We start from the raw sequence: 20,122 nt of genomic DNA, 5'->3' as shown, positions 1-20,122 counted from the left end.
TCTAAATTCAAGTATTTCGTTACTGGAGAAGATGGAAAAGTAGCCATTCAGAAGGCTTATTTAGACGCCTATCTAGTTATGTTTAACGGTGAAATCATTTCCTATCGATTATCTGAACGACCGAACGCACAAGCAATTCATCACGCTCAACTAGAAGCAATAGAACGAACATCCGATTGCTCTTATCGTCGAACCTTTCATTCAGATCGGGATGGGCATATCAGATGAAACTATGGTCATTCGCACAACTAAAGATTGGTAAAATCTGTTATAAAAATACAAATATAACAGGTTTCATCACAAATAACACCCTAATATTTTTAAAATAAACACAACTGTTTATATATGTGAAAATAGTATGATTTTGTTCTAAAAGGATTCCTGTATTGGATAAATCCTTTTTTTTGCGATTTTAAATATTGTTAACGAGATTTTGTGTAGATATCATAGACGCAGATTACTAAATGGTAAATATAACATAATTGGTATTTTTTATAATTAATGGTAGGTTATATGTTGACTATTTAATTTATGGTGTTTAATATTATAAATGTAAAATTTGTTTACTGATAGAAATAAAAAACTATATTGGTATTTTAAGTAAGTTCGGTGAAATGATTTAATTTTTTAAGTGGAAGTTTGGGAGAAAATTTTGGGGGCGTGATAGGTGATAGAAATTTATTTAATTAAAGTACCTACAGATATTTCTAATTATTCCGAATTAATGAATTTCGTATGTTCAAAAAAAGCAAGGAGAATAGCATCATACTCAAATAAAATAGACGCATACAGGTCCTTAATATCTGAATTGTTAATGAAATATTTATTGATGAAGAATTTAAAATGTAATCATTCAGAAATAAATATCCGAACGAATACATATGGGAAACCATACTGTACCAATGGGGATTTTGGATTTAACGTTTCTCATTCAGGTAAATGGGTCGTAGGTGTGATAGGAAATTGTGAGGTTGGAATTGATATTGAAGAGATGAAAGGTGATTATGATGATGAAATAATTAAATATTACTTTTCTAGTATAGAATATCACTCATACATTCAAACTCCAGCTGAAATGAAAAAAGAACATTTTTACAATTTATGGACTTTGAAGGAAGCTTTTGTCAAAAATATTGGATTAGGTTTAAGCATTCCTTTAGATTCTTTCTCTATCGAAACTGCTAATAATGAAATTTCAATTGAACAAAATATTGATCCTTATACCTATTATTTCAAACAATATGACATGATTAACGGCTATAAAATTTCTGTATGTAGTAAAATGAATGAATTTCCGTCAGAGGAACAACTAAAGATAAAAGAGTTTTCTGTATTAGAGAAAGAGTTTTTGAATAATCTGAAATTGAAGGAGGATAAATATTATGAGTAAATTAATACCTCAAGTTTTAAATCTTCTTAAAAATAAAGAACTCACAAAAAACGCAGCAAAGCAAATCATTGAATCGGTGAATGAAATTAAAAGTAATTCAAAACCGGAAGTTGATAAAAAGATCGCAATTATCGGGATCTCTACTGAATTACCTGGTGCTAAAAATTTTGATGAATTTTGGAATGTTATAAGCGGTGAACAGGACAAAATAACAGAATTAAGTGATAGTAGGAAATCATTGTGTGAGGGGTTCCTTGTTAATAATATGGAAAAGCTTAAAATATCCAAAGAGAAGCCGTTTTGGGATGCAGCGTGGCTAGATGAAGTTGATAAATTTGATGCTGGATTTTTTAATATTTCAGCTGCTGAAGCAAAGGTGATGGACCCACAACAGCGTAGATTTCTTCAAACAGCATACCAATGTTTTGAAGATGCTGGTTATGCAGGGAGTCGTATGAAAAATTCTAATACGGGTGTCTATATTTCCGCTGCTATGACCAATTACTCTGAAGGCTTGGATGAATTCACACCATTAAGTGTTCCGGGCAATATTCCTGCTTTTACAGCTTCAAGAATTTCTTATATTTTCAATTTAAAAGGACCATCTTATGTAGTAAATGCTACTTGTGCCTCCTCAATGTTGGCAATTCACGAGGCTTGTGTAGGTTTAATGAATAATGACTGTGAAACGGCATTAGTCGGTGGTGTTAATATTTTTCCTTATCCAATAAATAGTGAAAAACTTTTTATGAATGCTGCGGGCATTATGTCTGAGCAACAAAAGTGTAAGCCATTTGACGACTCAGCAAGTGGAATTGGAAGAGGCGAAGGGGCGGTAGCGCTTTTATTAAAGCCTTTAAATCAAGCTATAGAAGATAATGATAATATCCATGCTGTTATAATTGCCTCTAGAGTAAATAATGATGGTACTTCAGCGGGTATAACTGCACCAAATCCTAAAGCACATGCAGATTTATTAGCTGAAACTTGGGATCGAGCTGGCATTAAGCCAGAGCAAATTGACTACATTGAAGCGCATGGCACAGGAACTCATTTAGGAGACCCTATTGAGATAAAAGGCATTCAAGAAGCAATTGAACGAAGTAACAATGATAAACAGTTTTTGCCGATTGGTTCTGTAAAAGGAAATATTGGGCATTTACTTGATGGAGCTGCAGGTTTATCGGGAGTTATTAAAGCGCTACATGTAATAAAAAAGGGAATAGTTCCACCTACAATAAATTTAGTTGAACCAAATACACACATTGATTTTGTAAATTCGCCAGTATTTATTCCGACATTACCATATAACATTAAAAAAAATAAAAAAGAAAATGAACCTATTATAGCTGGTGTAAGCTGCTTTGGCTTCAATGGTACAAATGTACATTTACTATTAGAGGAAGCTCCAAAGAAAGCTGAAATCGATAAGAAAGAAAATAGTAGAAAAGCTTATGTGATTCCTTTTTCTGCTAAATCTGAATTATCTTTGCGAGGTACTATTGAACATTTTTCTAATTTAACTGCAGATATGATTAATTTAAGTGATTTAGCGTATACGATGTGTACAGGTAGAGAGCATCATGATATAAGAGTGGCAATTATTGCTGAGACAATGGATGACCTAATAGTCGCATGTAAAAATTTAATTGATCAAGATATGAGCAGTTGGGAAAAAATTGTAATTACGACAAATCATAACGATAACACTACGAAAACTTTGGCAGAAAGTTATATTTTAGGTGAAAAATGTAGTTGGCATAAACAATTTCAGAATGAAAATAATTTTAAAATTTCTTTGCCTACATACTTTTTTGACGAGAAATCTTATTGGTTACAGAGTGAAGGTAGCGTAAAAGTTAAAGAGGTAAAAGGAAAATCAACTCTTGAAGAAATCATTAGTTTAGCAGAAATAATTTTAGAAACAGAGAATATTAAGCAGACGGATAGTTTTATATCAGTAGGTGGAAATTCTCTTTCAGGATTACAATTTATTACCCGTTTGAAAAAACAATTCAATAAAGACTTTGTTTTAGATGATGTATTCCTTACATTTGAACAACTTAGTAAACAAATAAACAATGAAAATTTAAAATCGGCAGAAATCATACCTCAAATAAGTGCAGAAAATGTTGAATATCCATTATCATACGGTCAAAACCGATTAAGCATAATCGAACAATTAACAGACCAAAAAATGGTTTACAATACACCGTTTATCTTTAAAGTTAACGGGTTAGTAGACAATGAGAGATTACGTGAAACATTCGATTTACTTTCACAGAGACATGAGTCCTTAAGAACAATATTTGTGAAGTATGAGAATGGGAATAAACAGAAAATACTGCAAAATCCAAACTATTTATTTGAATATAAAGATTTTAATTTAGAAGATAATGCTGAAGCTAAAGCAATGGACCAAATAAATCTTTGGAAAGAAACTCCTTATGATTTAGAAACGGGACCACTTTTAAGAGTACTTGTTTATAAAATAGCAAAAGATAAAAGTCTTTTTGCTTTAATGATGCACCATATTATTGTAGATGGCTGGTCATTATCGCTATTATCGGATGAACTCTTCACTTTATACAATAGTGGTAATAATCTATATGACGACCTACCAGCAATAGAAAATACGTATGTAGATTTTGCTACATGGCAACGTGAAAATATAGAAAGTGGTAGGTTTAAACAACATGAAGATTACTGGCTTCATACATTAAGCGGAAATCTCCCTATTACTGAAATCACAGGCGATAAATTAAGACCAAACACTTTCCAATATACTGGAAAGATTAAGAGATTTGATATTAGTGCTACATTAGCAGATAAATTAAGATCTTTTGCAAGTACTCAAGAAAGTACGTTATACATGGTTTTAGTTTCAAGTGTATTTAAACTTATTAATCAGATGACTGGTGATACTGATATGGTGGTTGGTACACCGGTATCTGGAAGATTGAATGAAGAATTAGAGAAAATAATTGGTTTATTCACGAATACAATCCCAATCAGGATTAATTACGAAGAACATGAGGACTTCCTTGCATTATTAAGAAATGTAAAGTCAGTGTTATTGGATAGCTTTAAACATCAAGAATATCCTTTCGATTTATTAGTGGAAAAATTAGATTTACCTCGAGATACTAGTCGTTCACCTTTATTTAATATAAACGTGGCACTTCAAAATTTTAAATTTAAAAATACGACATCAGCGTTTGACGATGCGGAACTAACACCTATTGTTTCTGAACACAAAACAAGTAAATGGGACCTTGAATTTGAATTTGTTGAATTACCAGATGGAGAGTTATTCTGTAATCTTGAGTACTATGACAGCGTATATTCCTCTAAATTTATTAATTCATTAATTGAAACGTATTTAAAAATACTAGATACGATTTTACATGAAGATGAATTAAATAATACTGATGTAGAAGGAAGTCTAAGTGTCATAAATGGTCAATTTGTCGATGATGGCAAAAACTTTTTAAATACCATTTTAATGATGGCAGAAACGAACCCAGAAAAAACAGCATTGGAAGATAACGAAGGTTCATTAACATATCGAGAGTTAATAGTAAGAAGTAAATCAATAGCAAGTAAATTGTTGAACAGCAACAGTGAAATTAAAAATGTTGTCATTATTTCTAACAATAATAGAACTGCAATTTTAGGTATTTTATCTTGTTTAATGAGTAACGTCACATTCATACCTGTATCACCTAAAAATCCAAAAGCAAGAATTGAATCTATTATGCATCAAAGTCAAGCTAACTTTATTATTTCAGAAAAAAAATTCTATTCATTGTGTAATAGGCTTTTATTCGAAAATGAAAATATTCAATCGGTTATGGTGTTAGGAGAAACGGATTTAGACCAGTGTGCTGTTGCTGATTCAAGTGAATTAATGGACGAATCTTTGTGGAACTATTTCGCTGAAGGGCAAAAAACGGAGATAGAGGCTAGTGGTTGGAATAGCAGTTATACAGGTGAAGCGTTCAGTGCATTAGAAATGCAAGAGTATGTGGGGAATGCAGTAAACAAAATAAAAGAGTATTTACCACAAGATTCAAACGTATTAGAGCTTGGATGTGGCTCAGGTTTGACAACTTTTGCTCTTGCTCCATATGCGCGAACGTATACAGCAATGGATTTATCTTCATCAATCATTGAAAGGAATAGACAAATTGCTAAGAAATCTAGCTTTAACAATATTGAATTTAGCGTTTCGACGGCACATTCCTTTAATAAATTTGAAACAGAGTTAGATGCTGTTGTCATTAATAGTGTTATTCACTGTTTCCCAAGCTACGGCTATTTAAAGGTAGTACTTCAAAAAGCTATCGACTCGTTAAAAGAGGGCGGAATAATCTTCTTAGGAGATTTATTAGATATTGATAAAAAAGATGAATTTGTCTCTTCTTTAAAAGCATTTAAGGAAGAAAACATTGATTTGAATACTAAATTAGATTGGGATACAGATTTATTTATAAACGAAGAAATCTTAAAAGAGCTTCTCAATGATGTGTGTGCTGATATACAAATTGAATGTTCTGAGAAAAAATATACTGTAAGCAATGAACTAAATCAGTATAGATTTGATGCTGTCATCATTGTTAAAGAAAAGGGAGAAAAATATAGACAGAGCAGCTCTAAAAATATGTTAAGTGATGTAATTCAACTAGACGAAAATTTAGAAATCGAATTCAATACCATTTCTAATACTTCACCAGCATATATTCTCTTTACATCCGGTAGCACTGGAAAACCTAAAGGTGTAGTAGTCTCAAGTAAAAACCTTAATAATTATTTGAATTGGGCTGCTGAATACTACTCACCTACAAATGTACCTTTAAATATGCCATTTTTCACTTCCATATCTGTGGATTTAACAATTACTTCAATGTTTATTCCACTAATCACAGGAGGAAAAATAATATGTTGTGAAGGGGAAATTGATCAAACTTTTGAAAGTGTATCAAATATAAAAGGCAAAATAACGATTAAAGGTACCCCTAAACAAATACAGTATTTAATCGAGAGTGAGAGGTTTTCACCAGATGTAGAGTGTTTTATTTTAGGTGGAGAAGCTTTAGATATGTCGTTATGTAAAGCGCTGCAAGAGAAATTCCAGAATGCTCGCATTATTAATGAATATGGACCAACTGAAGCTACTGTTGGAACGATTTATCATGAAGTAACAGAAGAAGACCTAAATTCAGATTACATCCATGCGCCAATCGGATTACCAATCAACAACACTACCGTTTACATTCTGAACAATAAAAATCAACTAGCTCCATCATACGGTGTTGGTGAAATTGCATTAAGTGGTGAAAGTATTGCCTTAGGATATTTGGGAGAGCCGAATTTAACTAGAACTAAGTTTATAGCTAATCATATTAACCATTTACAATCAGGATATTTATATAAGACAGGGGATATGGGGCAAGTATTACCAAATGGTAAGATTGTTTGTTATGGTCGCAAAGATAATATGGTTAAAATTCGTGGTCACAGGGTTGAACTGGAAGAAATTGAAAAATACTTACGAGAAGTTCCAAGCGTTAAAGATGCTGTTGTTACATTAAATAAAAATGAATTTGGTGAACAACTATGTGCTTACTTAGTCTGTCAACAAGAGATTAATCAAAGAGATATTGAAAAACTCCTATTACGTCATTTACCAGAATATTTAGTTCCAACTTATTATCAAAAAATAGAGCGAATTCCAATGGCTAATAGCGGGAAAGTAGATAGACTTTCACTTCCAAGCCCTGAATTATACGATGACAAGATGGTTCAGAAAGACGATATCAGTAGTTTGACAGAGATGGAAAGGGAATTACTTTCAATATTAGAAGGGATTCTAGGTAATCATAACGTTAACATAGATTCAGATTTCTTTAAAATTGGAGGAGACTCCATTAAGGCATTAAAGTTTATTTCTAAGGCAAAAGAGAAAAATATTGTTTTAAAAATTAACCACATCTTTAATTATAGAAGTATTCGAAAAATAGCTTTGAAAGCTAGTAAAGAAATTGACATTCATAAAGAATGGCAAGAGTTAAGTTCTAAGAAGATTCCACTAGCTCCGATGCAAAAATGGTTCTTCGAACAGTCGTTTAAGCATGCACACTATTGGAACTTATTAATGTCAGTAGAATTACCTGAGAAAGTGGATGTAGTTGCTTTAGAAAAGTCTTTCAAATCAATCATTTCAGTAAATGAAAGCTTGTTGACTTGGTTTGATGTTAAAGATACAGAACCGAAGGCTTTTGTTGAACCGAAATTAGCAAACACATTTAAGCTAATAGTGAAAGATTTAAAATTAATACCTCCAAGTATGTTAAAAGAAGAAATTGAAAAGATTCAATTCCAATTACAAGATAGCTTTGATTTTGGCAAGGTATTACCAATAGGTGCAGTAGTATTCCTGACATCTAAGAAGCCTATCTTGACATTCTTTATTCACCATCTAGTCGTTGATGGAGTTTCATGGAGAGTCTTAATAGAAGAATTAGAAAATAATTATTTGGCGATAGTAAATGGTAAAGATAAGTTCAGTTTCCCTATGACGCAATTTTCAGATTGGATAGAAGAATTGTATAAAGAGGAACTACGCATTAATCAATCTTATTGGGAAACTATTGACGTAAATAATGTACATCCATTATGTATTCAGCCTGTCAGAAAAGATTATTTATTTAAGAATCGATATCACGTAACGAAACTTCTAAGTGAGGAAAGTACAAATCAATTTTTAAATGCAAGAAAGCAATCAGAACTTTACAAACCTGATGCACTCATTGCAGTAACGTTTGCTCAAGCGTTTAGTCAAATATTCGGTCAAAAAGATGTGTTATTTAACTTTGAAGGGCATGGACGCGATAGTCGCCAATTATCATTAGATCTTAGTAGGACGATAGGTTGGTTTACGACGATGTATCCGCTACATGTGTCATTAAATACTATAGATGAAATGCTTTACTCAGTTGGTAAATCGTTGAGCGAAATTGGTAGTGGATTGGACTTTATGGTATCAAGATGGATCAGAGAAAATAACAACATGACATGTATTCAACCATCTTTATTGGTCAATTACTTAGGAGATTTTGATAACGATATTAGTACTTCAACAAATAGTAAAAATGGAGACAATGGAGTGTTACAATATTCTCCAAATCTTCCTCAGGCTCCTGCTATTCATCCTGACAATGAGCTTTCTAATATTTTGGAAATGAACATATTTATTTTGGATGGGAAACTTAATATTAGCTTAGAGGTAGATAGACAAATTATAAGTAATGAAAAAGCTCATCATCTCTTATCTAAATTTGAAGAAATATTGGTTGAATGTAGTGGAAATGCAAAGGAGCCCCAAAGTACATGATAACTTATTTTAGCAAACTAACGAGCAGCGGATTTTCAATCTTTCTAATGGTTGTAGCTACTCATTTTATTTCTTTATTAGGTTCTTCTGTTGCAAGGTTTGGACTTGGTGTCTGGGCTTATCAGAGTACAGGACAAGTATCTAGTTTTGCAGTAGTACTGGTTGCAGGATTTCTCCCAGCAATTTTGTTATCACCTTTTGTAGGAATCTGGATAGATAGAAAGGGTCCTAGATTATTAATTTTACTAGGAGATATTATTGGGCTCATTATTTCCTCAATAATTTTCTCCTCCCTTATTTTAGGGAATATAAGTATGGTCCATGTCATTGCAGGTGCTATATCGCTTTCTATAGTAAGCTCTATGCAAACGCCAGCATTACAAACACTAGTACCTCTATTGGTACCGAAAGAAAAGTTATCTAGAGCTAATGGTGTATTTTCAATGGCAACATCAACTAGTGATGTGCTAGGTCCTGTTATTGGTGGTGTAATAATGGGATTTGGAAGCATTGTTTATATCATTGGTGCGGAGCTAGTTACTTACTGTATTGCGATTCCTATTCTATTAATACTTTGGACAAAATTAAGTGTCAAAGAGAACAGTGATAATGAAGATAAAAATGTAAATTCATCTATTTTTGATGATTTGAAGGAGGGTTTTAATTATTTAATTAAGCATAAGTCTCTTCTTACTTTAGTGCTTTTGTTTACGGTTTTGAACTTTGCATTAGGGTTTAATCAAGTAGTTGGACAGCCATATATATTGAGCTTTGGTACTGTTGAACAGTTCGGGTTATTAAGCTCTATATATGGAGGAGGAATGGTATTAGGGGGATTGCTAATGTCATTTATTAAATTAAAGACCCACATTATATGGTTAGTATTGATTTCGAATTTTGGTATTGGTGTTTTTATAACGTTAACAGGGTTATTCAATAATATTTTCTTAATTGCCGTTTTTTGGGCTGGATTGGGGTTATTACTACCAGTGGTTAATACAGGTACACTTACTTTAATTCAACTTCATACGGAGCCAAATTTATTAGGAAGAGTTTTTTCGATTTCTAGAACATTAGCTTGGATTTCTTTACCATTAGCTTATATTTTAGGAGGGGTACTTGCTGATAGATTAGTTGCTTCAAACGCAAATATTATCCCTTATTTAGGTAGCGGGGAACGAGGAGTTTATGGAACGCTGCTTCTCTTAGCTGGAGGCCTAATTATAGTAACTGTCGCAATTTTCGCTCAGCTGAAATTCATTAAAGACTTTGATAGGAGAGAGGAAAATGAAGTACAACACACTGTCTAAAAAAATATTAAGTTTAGTAGAAGAAAATAAGTTAGATACACATTTAGCATTAAATATATTAGATGAAATTGAAAAGGATACAAGTGAACCGCTTGCAATTGTTGGCATGTCTTTGAGATTTCCTGAAGTCTCAAATTTAGATGATTTATGGTCAGGTCTTGTGAACAAAAAGGATTTTGTTACTGAATTTTCAAAAGAGCGTTTTGATTTAATTGTCAACTCTAATCCTAAATTACATGAACTGTATAGCCATTTGAAAAATAAAATAACGAATGATCCAAGGTCATATGGCTCATGGCTTCATAATATTGAACAGTTTGATCCTGAAAAATTTGGATTAAATGAGCATGAAGCCCAATTTATGGGACCAGCAGAGCGCCTGTTTTTACAGGTTGCATTAGAGTCATTATACATGGCAGGCTACCAGGAAAATCACCTAAAGGATTCAAATACTGGAGTATTTATAGCACATACTCCTCATCCTGCATTTGATTATTTAAATTTATTCGAAGAAAGAGATGAGCGGGCTTTCATATCAAATATACCTGCAAATCTGGGGTATCATTTATCGTATGCATTAGATTTAAAAGGGCCAGTTATGACAATAAATACTAGTTGTTCCTCTTCTTTAGCCGCTGTTCATGTTGCTAAGAATGCGCTTAAGCAGGGAGATTGTAACTTAGCGGTAGTTGCTGGGGTGAATTTAAATTTATTCCCTTATTGGGAAGAGGAAGCACCTGATTATGTTGTAAGAAGTACAAAATATAGATGTTCACCATTTGATAAAAGCGGAGATGGGATTATCGGAGGTGAAGGGGTTGCTGCTATTGTTATAAAGAGATTATCTGATGCAATAAATGACAACAACCATATCCATGCTGTTCTAAAGGGTTCTAGTATAAGTAGCGATGGAGCATCAAACGGAATGCAAGTTCCTAATCCTGATGCCCAATCTAAAGCTATAATGGATGCTCTTGATGAAGCAAAATTATCATTCAATGAAATTGATTTTGTTGAGGCGCACGGAGCGGGCACTCAAGTTGGTGATTTAATCGAAGTAGAGGGTCTTAAAAAAGCATATTTAGAAAAATCAAATAAGACTAGTGAATGTCAATTAGGTTCGATTAAGTCTAATTTTGGCCATATGGGGGATGCAGCAGGCATTGCAGGTTTAATGAAAGCAGTGCTTTCAATAGAAAAAAGAGAAGTTCCAGGTCTTAATCATTTTGAAGTAGAAAATCCTAAAATCGGCTTTAAAGACTCACCATTCAAAGTCAGCTCAGAAAATAAAAAGTATGATGGAAATAGAATTTTAAGAGCGGGAGTTAACTCAATAGGTATAAGCGGTACGAATGTTCATGTCGTATTAGAGGGATATCAATCTAATAAAACGGAACAGTTTAGTAGCACGTTAACACCACTGTTTATTTCAAGTAAAACTCGAAGAGCACTTTGGGATCAAATAAAACTCTTAGCTATTCATCTTAAAAATAATCAAAATTACAGCATTCAAGATTTAGCCTACACTTTAAATAATAGAAGAAGTCATGAACGGTCTAGAATGTGTATTTTTGCAAGTAATTGCAATGAACTACATCAAAAAATCGAAAGATTATTAAATGTTAGAACATTTGAAAAGGTACCGAAGAATTTTTATACACAAGGTATATTTTTAGCTGATGAACATGAAACACAAGTTGAAAGTATTAAAAATCTCGATGAATTTAACGTCTCAACAACATATAAAGATTTAATGCAACAATATTTAGAAGGTAACAATGTTGAGAATGAGTGTCGAGAATTATTTAAAGATGGGAAGTTGCTTCCGTTGCCAGTAAGTATTTTTAATACTAGAAGAATATGGCCATCAAGTAAAGACGCATTCCTAAACCAGACAAAAGAACTTTTCTTTGAGAAGAAATGGATAAATTATCCGTACAACAATACGAATACACATGAAGAATTAAAAGCTGGATCAACTTGGATTTTCTTTATGAATAAAGATGATGAAGATATGGTTGAGCTAAAGAACAAGATGGCTCATATAGGTATAAGAGTAATCGAAGTTCATAAATCAGAAACATTTGTTAAACATACAGATGAACAATATAGTATTGACATTAATTCTGATACAGATATGTATAAGTTGTTTGAAAATATCGGATTACATGAATTAAAGAATTTAAAAGGAATTATTCATTCCTACACATTCAAGCATTTAGATGAAACAATGGAATCGAAAGAAAATATGGAAAAATCCCAAGAGGAAGGTATTTTCTCACTATTCAATATAACAAAAATGTTATTAGAGTTTGATGTTACACATCCAATTCAATTAAATGTCATGTCGTCATTAACAGAACAAATTAAGGATAACGAAAAAATAATCCCTGCCAGAGTAACAATTTTTGGATTAGCAAAAGTTATCTCACAGGAACAACCTACTATTTCATCCTATTCCATTGATCATGACTTGGACGGAGGTTCCCAAGAAATTGCTACACATCTATTTAAAGAGTTACAACAAGACAAAGATACTCGTCCAGAATTAGTCGCATTTAGAAAATCAGAAAGATACACAAAAGTAATTGAAAGACAGAGTGATAACTTTAATGGAAATGAACTCTTAGTAAGGGAGAATGGAAATTATGTTATTGCAGGTGGTACAGGTTACTTAGGTGTTCAATTAGGGAAATTCTTAAGTGAAAAGGAAACTGTCAATATTATTTTATTAGCTAGAAATCTATTGCCAGATCGAATGGAATGGACAAAAATCATTGAGAATAATCAAGCAGAAGACGAAATGTTGATTTATAAATTAACATTAATTATGGAGATTGAAAGTCGAGGTTCTACAGTTACAATCATGCAGTGCGATGTTACAGAAGAACACTCTGTTAAAGAAACGTTTGCGAAAATTAGACAAGATTTTGGCGAAATCAATGGTGCGTTTATGTTAGTAAAACAACTTTATCATTTATGGATAAAAGAATTAAAGCTTAGTCAATTTAAAAAAGGTATTCATAACAGAGTCATCGGTACTTATTTAGTTGAAAAAGAATTAAATCCTGAGCCACTAGATTTCTTTATACTATTTTCTTCAATTTCTTCTTTAATGGGTACGAAATCTGCAAGTGAATGCTGCGCTGTGAATCAATATTTGGACTCAATGGCTGGATATTTGAATCAAAAAGGAATAAACGGTAAAACGATGAACTTTACGTTAATTTTAGACGATAAAAAAGATTTCGGAAGTGATACTGCCATTCCTCCAATTGATTTTATGGATTTCCAAAATTCATTGAACTTATTCTTCAATAAGGGCTATGAATGGAGTCTGATTTCACGTTTTGACTTAGAACAAGTCCATTACCTTAAACCAGTTATTAAAATTCCGTTTGGCGAAAGTTTTTGGAGCGAAGTAGAGTGCTTTAATCATTCTAAAGATGATCAAGATGAAAGTATTCCAATGGAAGATGAAGCTGTGAAAAGTGAGTTTACATTGTCAGAGATTGAAGCCGGTATACGTGAAATTTGGAGAACAGTTCTAGGAGTTACAACTATTAAAGAAATTGATAATTTCTTTAGCTTAGGAGGAAGTTCTTTAAGTGCTTTAAGGTTTGTTCATTTATTTAAAAACAAATTCGTTGGATTAAAGTTTGAGATCTCAGATTTATATAGTAATCCTACATTCCAAGACCAAATTTTATTTTGTGATCAATTTTATAATGCTAAAGATGAATTAAACGATATTCTTGATGCATTTGAGAGTGACGATATTTCTTCAGAAGAGGCACTTTCTCTATTATTGAATAAGCATTGAGTTGAAAAGGATAATTACTTTTAACATGGGGAGGGAAATAGTTTGAACACTGCAATTGTTTTTCCAGGACAAGGTTCACAATACAATTCAATGGGGCAAGATTTATACAATAATTACCAAATAGCTCGTGATTTATATAATGAGGCTAGTGATATATTAGGCTATGATTTATTGAAAGCATGTGAAAATAAAAATGAAGAACTTAGTAATACGGTAATAGTTCAGCCTGCAATACTAGTTTATAGTATTGCTTGCTGGAAGATATTTGAAAAAAATAATGATGTAAAAAACCTCTATTTAACCGGGCATAGCTTAGGTGAACTGTCGGCAGTAGTAGCTGCCGACGGAATTCCCTTTTCGAAGTCAGTTGAATTAGTGAAGCTTCGTGCTTCTTCTATGAATGAATGTACTCAAGATGGCGGTATGATTGTTTGTTTTGGACTTAGCGGAGAAGAGGTGGAGGCTATATGTCAGGAAATAGATACTGACAATAATCATGTAACTGTTGCAAACTTTAACTCTAAAAATCAAATCGTACTAAGTGGTCATAAACATGCATTGGAGCAGGCATCCATTCGGCTACAGAAAAAGGGAGCTGTTACAAAGACATTACATGTTAGTGTTCCTGCTCATAGTAGGCTTATGAAACCTGCGGAAAAAATATTTCAATCAGCTCTACAACAAACACAGATGAATGACTGTAAATATCCTATATTTTCATGCGCTACAGGTGAACCATACAGTAGGGCTAACGAAATAGCGAATCAATTAAGTAGACAACTCACGGAAAGTGTTAGATGGCCAAAGGTTATGGATGTTCTCATTAATAGAGAAGTTAGCACATTTATTGAGATGGGTCCCAAAACAGTTTTAACGGATATTATTAAGATGGAATATCCTGAATATCGAGCTATCCCAGTTAACGAGAAAAATGGCATCCATTCTATTTTAAATAATCTTGATGGAAATACATTAAAAGTAGAAGAAACTATACACTTTTTACAGGCGTGTTTGAGAATTATTATTGGTACACCTTTTAAATCGAAAATTGATAAGCAAGACTTCGAGAGAGAAGTCCATTCTCCCTATAACAAGATTAAACAGGAATTAAAAGAAATGAAAGAAAGTAACCAAATTGCGGTGGAGTCTCATAGAGTGGCAAGTTTATCTCAGCAATTTTTTTCTATTTTAATGCATAAGGGATTTCATAAAAATGAAACACTCGAGTTACTAAAATTATCAATCGCAAATCCAAATTTATATTCTAAAATATCTAAAAATTAATGCTTTTCAATAATTTGTTAGATTGGGGTAATAGAATGTCAAACTTCTTCGAAAGAATTTTTAATGAACAAATCGATTACTATGACGAACAAAGCTTATGGTTCAATCAAAACAAGTACAGTTTAAAACAATTAGCTAATAAAGCGTTTAAACTAGCAACAGTAATGCAAGAGAAGGGAATGAAACAAGGCGCTGAACAAAAAGTCTTGATTGTTCTTAGAAGGTCACCTGCTCTTCTTGTTGCGCATTTATCAACATTTATTGCTGGTGGGGTTATTGTTTGTATCGATCCAGAGACACCGAAGGACAGATTAGACAACATCATTGAAGATATAAACCCTAGCTTAATTATTACACATCAGGATATTTATGAGGCAAATGCTTTTCAAGATCAGATAACTTTTAAGCTTGATGATGTTCTTGAGCATTTTAATTTGGATCATAAAGAAATGAAAGTAAATACGCATTTTTCTTTGAAATCAGCTGCTTATATTGTTTTTACATCAGGTACGACAGGCAAACCTAAAGGTGTAGTCATTGAATGGAAATCTTTAAATCGGTTAATAGATTGGCATACAAATACTTTTAATGTTACAAAAAATTCAATAGTATCTTTAACATCTTCACCTGGATTTGATGCTTCCATATGGGAGATTTGGGGTGCTATTGCTTCCAGAGCGTCAATTTATATTACGACAAATCATGAAAGACTTAACCCGGAGCTATTAAAAAATACTTGGATAGAGCACCAAGTCACGCATTCGTTTGTATCTACCCCAATTGCAGAGCGACTAATGGAGCTGAACTGGGAAAACAGTCATACAGCACTAAAATATCTTTTAGTAGGTGGAGATAAACTAACGAAGCACCCTTCAAAAGATTTACCTTTTTATTTAGTAAACAATTATGGCCCAAGTGAAGGAACTGTTGTAAGTACTTCTGGAATTGTAGAGAGAGATGATGGCAAGGCGAAAAAGCTACCTCATATAGGATCTGCTTTACCTTATGTGAAGTGTTTTATTTTAGATCGAAATTTACAAATCATTAATGATGTAGAGAGAAAAGGAACATTATGGATATCCGGCGATGGATTAGCAAGAGAATATATAAATTTGCCTCGTGAAACAGATGAAAAATTTACAGAGCTAGAAATTGACGGTGAAAATGTAAGAGTCTATAACACTGGAGACGTTGTAAGTTTAGATAATCATGGAAATTTCAATTTCCATGGTAGAAAAGATTTTCAATTAAGCATCAATGGTGTAAGAATTGAATTAGGAGATATAGAGAGTACTCTTCAAAAACATAATAGAGTAAGCCAAGCTATAGCATTACCAATACATATAGCTTCAAATACGCTATTAACCGCATCCATTGTATTAGAAGAGGAATTTTCTGTTTCGGAATTTGAAATATTCAGCTATTTAAAAGAGAAATTGCCCAAAAATATGATTCCAGTTCAAATTATTTTCCATAAACACCTACCTTTAACTAAAAACGGGAAGGTGGATCGAGATTTATTGAACAAACAACATATTGAATATTTCAAACGAAAACAATTAAGTGAATCTCCAACTAGCAAAATAAGTGATTCTTTGCAAAAAATTATTGATATTTATTCTTCCATATTAGATTTAAAATGTTCTTCACAAACAGATTTGTTTGAAGTTGGGGGAAATTCCTTAGATGCGGCAGAAATTGCTATGAAAGTGTCGAAAACATTTAATGTTGATTGTTTACCATGGCAAGTACAAAAACAGAGAAAACCATGTAACCTAGTGGATATTCTTAATACTTTACCAGCTTTATCAACAAATAATGAATCTACTATATATAACAAAAATGAGTGGTTTCCTGCCACTAGTATGCAAAAAGGGCTTTGGTATTTGTGGAAAACAAATGAAAGGAATCCATTTTATAATGTAGGTGCAACTTTTCATATCAACGGTCAGTTCGATGAACATACACTCTATCAAGCCTTAGTTAATAGCTTTATGAAAAATGCTGCATTTTTTGTGAATTTTAGAGAAAATTCCTCCTATGGGATTGAACAAAAAATTAGAAATACAGATGATTTAGAAGAGAACGTGAATCATCACATTCAAATCTTTAATGTGAAAACTCTTGAGGATGCGCGCGCTCTTGCAAAAACAATTTATAATAAACCATTCTTGTTAGAAAGTGATTTATTGTTTAGAGGAGCAGTAATTCATACAGAGAATTCGGGGTCCATTTTTGTACTTGTATCCCATCATATAGTATGTGATGGATTATCTTTAAAAAATATTCTTCAAGATATATCTAAAGTCTATAATGATGAAATCACTGTAGACGACATGAAATCAAGTAGTGCCGAAAAATTATACAACAATATAAATAGATTAAGCAATAAATCAAAGGATCAAAATCTGAAGGATTTTTGGGTTGAGCAATCTAAGACATTTAGACTCGCTGAATTACCTATTAAAGAGAAATCAGAAGAATATTTAAGAATTGGTAAAATTTTAGAGATAGAGAGTAACATAGGGTTAGGTGGAAAAATAAATCGATTTTCACAGGAGATGAAATTAAGTAAGTTTACAATATTACTAACTGCATGGGCTCTAAATTTAGCAAAATATTGTATGCAGGATACAATAACTATTGGAATTCCTTATCATGGTAGGTCAAACGAAAACTTAGATGATGTAGGTATGTTTGTTAATTTAGTTCCTTTAACGCTTACATTAAATAAAAATGCTTCCTTTAAAGAGCTTCTGCAAGAAATAAGTAATATTGTACATGAAAATATTGCTCATGGTGATTTCTCAATAGTTGATATTGCGGCCAACATTGAAAAAAGAGAGTATTTTGATGTAGTAAATAATACATTCAGTCTTAAAGTGAATCTCGAAATGGATTTAAAAAATACCAACACTAGTTTTATTGAGCAAGATACCGGTGGAGCAAGATTTCCTTTAAGCAGCTTTTTCTATGTAGAAGATGAGGAAGTGAAAGGTCATATAGAATATTCATTTGCTAATTTCACAGAAGCAGAGATTCAATTGTTGGCGGAGAATTATTTTAAATTGCTCGCTTCTTTAATGACTAATCCAAATAATTTATGGAGTTCTGCATTTGCTAAAGGCTCCGTTATATCCTCCAATGATAAGGGGGGACTACTACAAAAAGCTAAGCCACTGCATTGCCAATTTGAAGATGCAGCAATAAAATACAAAGATTATATTGCCATCCAAGAGCTCGATAGAACTTTAACATATGAACAACTAAATCAAGAAGCTGAAAAATATTCTTCGTTACTTCTATCAATGGGTATTGAAAAAGGAGATTATATACCTATTTATATGAGTAGGGGAATTGATGTAATTGCGGTAATACTTGGTGTTCTAAAAGTAGGAGCAGTATATGTTCCTTTAGATACTGAACATCCTATAGCAAGAACACAGAAATTATTGGCCAGATTAAATCCAAAGATTTTAATTGTAAATACAGAAGAAGAGATACCGTATGGAGAATGGGAAGTAATAAATACACTTGAAAAAAATAAATTTGAAAATAATGTCATAACACAAGCAAAGAGAAGTGTTTCTATTGATGATCCGGCCTATCTCATGTTTACCTCCGGATCAACTGGTGAACCAAAAGGTGTATTATGTCCACATTTAGGGGCTTCTTTACGTATATTATGGCAAAAAAATCAAAAAATACTTAAACCTGGTAATAAAACGCTATTTAAAACGCCATATACATTCGATGTATCTGTTTGGGAGATATTTTATACCATCTGTACGGGGGCTACATTAGTTGTTGCTCCTAAGGATTTGCATCGTAATCCTTTAGGTTTATTGAATTTCATTAATGATGAGTCAATTGACTTGTGTCATTTTGTCCCTTCAGTGTTGCAATTAGTGCTCAATGAAATGAACTATCATAAAGGTTACGAATTACCATTAAAATATCTTCATTTAAGTGGTGAAGCCCTGCCTGCTCCATTAGCCAAAAAAATAAGTGAATTATTACCACACGTTAAAGCATTCAATTTATACGGTCCAACCGAGGCAGGTATAGAAGTTACAGTTCAACAAGTGACAAAAGAAAATTATAATATTGGTTTTCCATTACCGTATGTAGAGATGGAAGTGATTGATGAAACTGGTCTACCAGTTCCAAAAGGTTTTCCAGGAGAATTAATGATTGGAGGCCCCTCTCTAGCGAAGGGTTACTTCAAAGATAAAATTGAAACGAGAAAAGTTTTTGTAGAGCGAAATGGAAAAATCTTTTACAAGTCTGGTGATTTGGTTCGGATTTCGGAGGATGGTAGTTTAGATTTTATAGGAAGAAAGGATTCACAAGTTAAGGTAAACGGTGTAAGGATTGAAATAGAAGAAATTGAAGCATGTGTTGTACAACAACCACAAGTCAATGGTGCAACGGTAGTATTAGGGAATGATCAGAATGAGAAACCTTGTTTAGTCTGTTTCTACACTTTAAATTTAAAAGAAAGCTTAAGTAGAGACGATTTGAAAAAGGCTGTCTCTAAAGACTTGCCGGCAACTTATATTCCGTCGATGTTCGTTGAATTAGATAAATTACCATTAACATCTAGTGGAAAAAGAGATCGAAAATTACTTAGCGAAGAGGCTTCACAATATCTCGCAGATGGTGCACAAAATAATTTTAAGAAACCGACAACTAAACTGGAAAAATCAATTGTAGAGATATGGGCTGAAGTTCTCAAGAAAAACGAAATAGGTATTGATGATAACTTTTTTGAAATCGGTGGAGATTCCATTAAATCTCTTCAAATAGTATCCAAATTACGTACCAATGGTATAGAAATTACTCCGAAAGACTTTTTGAAACACCCAACAATATCAGAAATGTCTCTCATACTTAAATAATTTTGAAGGAGGGTTGAT

Annotated in this window: 6 protein-coding genes; all 6 read left to right on the top strand. The window is 32.6% G+C overall.

Annotation, left to right across the window (positions count from 1 at the left end):
- The first annotated feature begins 667 nt into the window (after nt 1-667).
- The 6 genes from H131_RS12400 to H131_RS12375 are packed head-to-tail and all read left to right on the top strand — an operon-like array spanning nt 668 to nt 20,104.
- Nucleotides 668-1,390: a 4'-phosphopantetheinyl transferase family protein gene (locus H131_RS12400; protein WP_010859492.1), complete on the top strand. Its 723-nt coding sequence runs from the start codon at nt 668-670 to the stop codon at nt 1,388-1,390.
- Complete coding sequence (locus H131_RS12395) at nt 1,383-8,786, top strand: condensation domain-containing protein (protein ID WP_010859491.1); 7,404 nt, start codon at nt 1,383-1,385, stop codon at nt 8,784-8,786. The genes H131_RS12400 and H131_RS12395 overlap by 8 nt, the downstream gene beginning before the upstream one ends.
- On the top strand, nt 8,783-10,096 hold the full coding sequence (locus H131_RS12390; protein WP_010859490.1) for an MFS transporter: 1,314 nt from the start codon (nt 8,783-8,785) through the stop codon (nt 10,094-10,096). Before H131_RS12395 ends, H131_RS12390 begins: the two co-directional genes overlap by 4 nt.
- Complete coding sequence (locus H131_RS12385) at nt 10,074-13,919, top strand: beta-ketoacyl synthase N-terminal-like domain-containing protein (protein WP_010859489.1); 3,846 nt, start codon at nt 10,074-10,076, stop codon at nt 13,917-13,919. Before H131_RS12390 ends, H131_RS12385 begins: the two co-directional genes overlap by 23 nt.
- Nucleotides 13,920-13,961: 42 nt before the next feature.
- Nucleotides 13,962-15,203: an ACP S-malonyltransferase gene (fabD, locus tag H131_RS12380; protein ID WP_010859488.1), complete on the top strand. Its 1,242-nt coding sequence runs from the start codon at nt 13,962-13,964 to the stop codon at nt 15,201-15,203.
- 35 nt (nt 15,204-15,238) lie between these two features.
- Nucleotides 15,239-20,104 (top strand): non-ribosomal peptide synthetase, encoded by a 4,866-nt coding sequence (locus H131_RS12375; RefSeq protein ID WP_010859487.1) that lies wholly within the window; start codon nt 15,239-15,241, stop codon nt 20,102-20,104.
- Nucleotides 20,105-20,122 lie beyond the last annotated feature (18 nt).

The organism is Lysinibacillus sphaericus OT4b.31, assembly GCF_000392615.1.
GTDB lineage: Bacteria > Bacillota > Bacilli > Bacillales_A > Planococcaceae > Lysinibacillus > Lysinibacillus sphaericus_B.
This window is presented reverse-complemented; position numbering and strand designations above follow the sequence as displayed.

What these genes read in the sequence shown, in the direction of transcription:
- H131_RS12395 (WP_010859491.1), top strand. Translation starts at nt 1,383, where the DNA reads ATGAGTAAATTAATACCTCAAGTTTTAAATCTTCTTAAAAATAAAGAA.
- H131_RS12390 (WP_010859490.1), top strand. Translation starts at nt 8,783, where the DNA reads ATGATAACTTATTTTAGCAAACTAACGAGCAGCGGATTTTCAATCTTT.
- H131_RS12385 (WP_010859489.1), top strand. Translation starts at nt 10,074, where the DNA reads ATGAAGTACAACACACTGTCTAAAAAAATATTAAGTTTAGTAGAAGAA.
- H131_RS12375 (WP_010859487.1), top strand. Translation starts at nt 15,239, where the DNA reads ATGTCAAACTTCTTCGAAAGAATTTTTAATGAACAAATCGATTACTAT.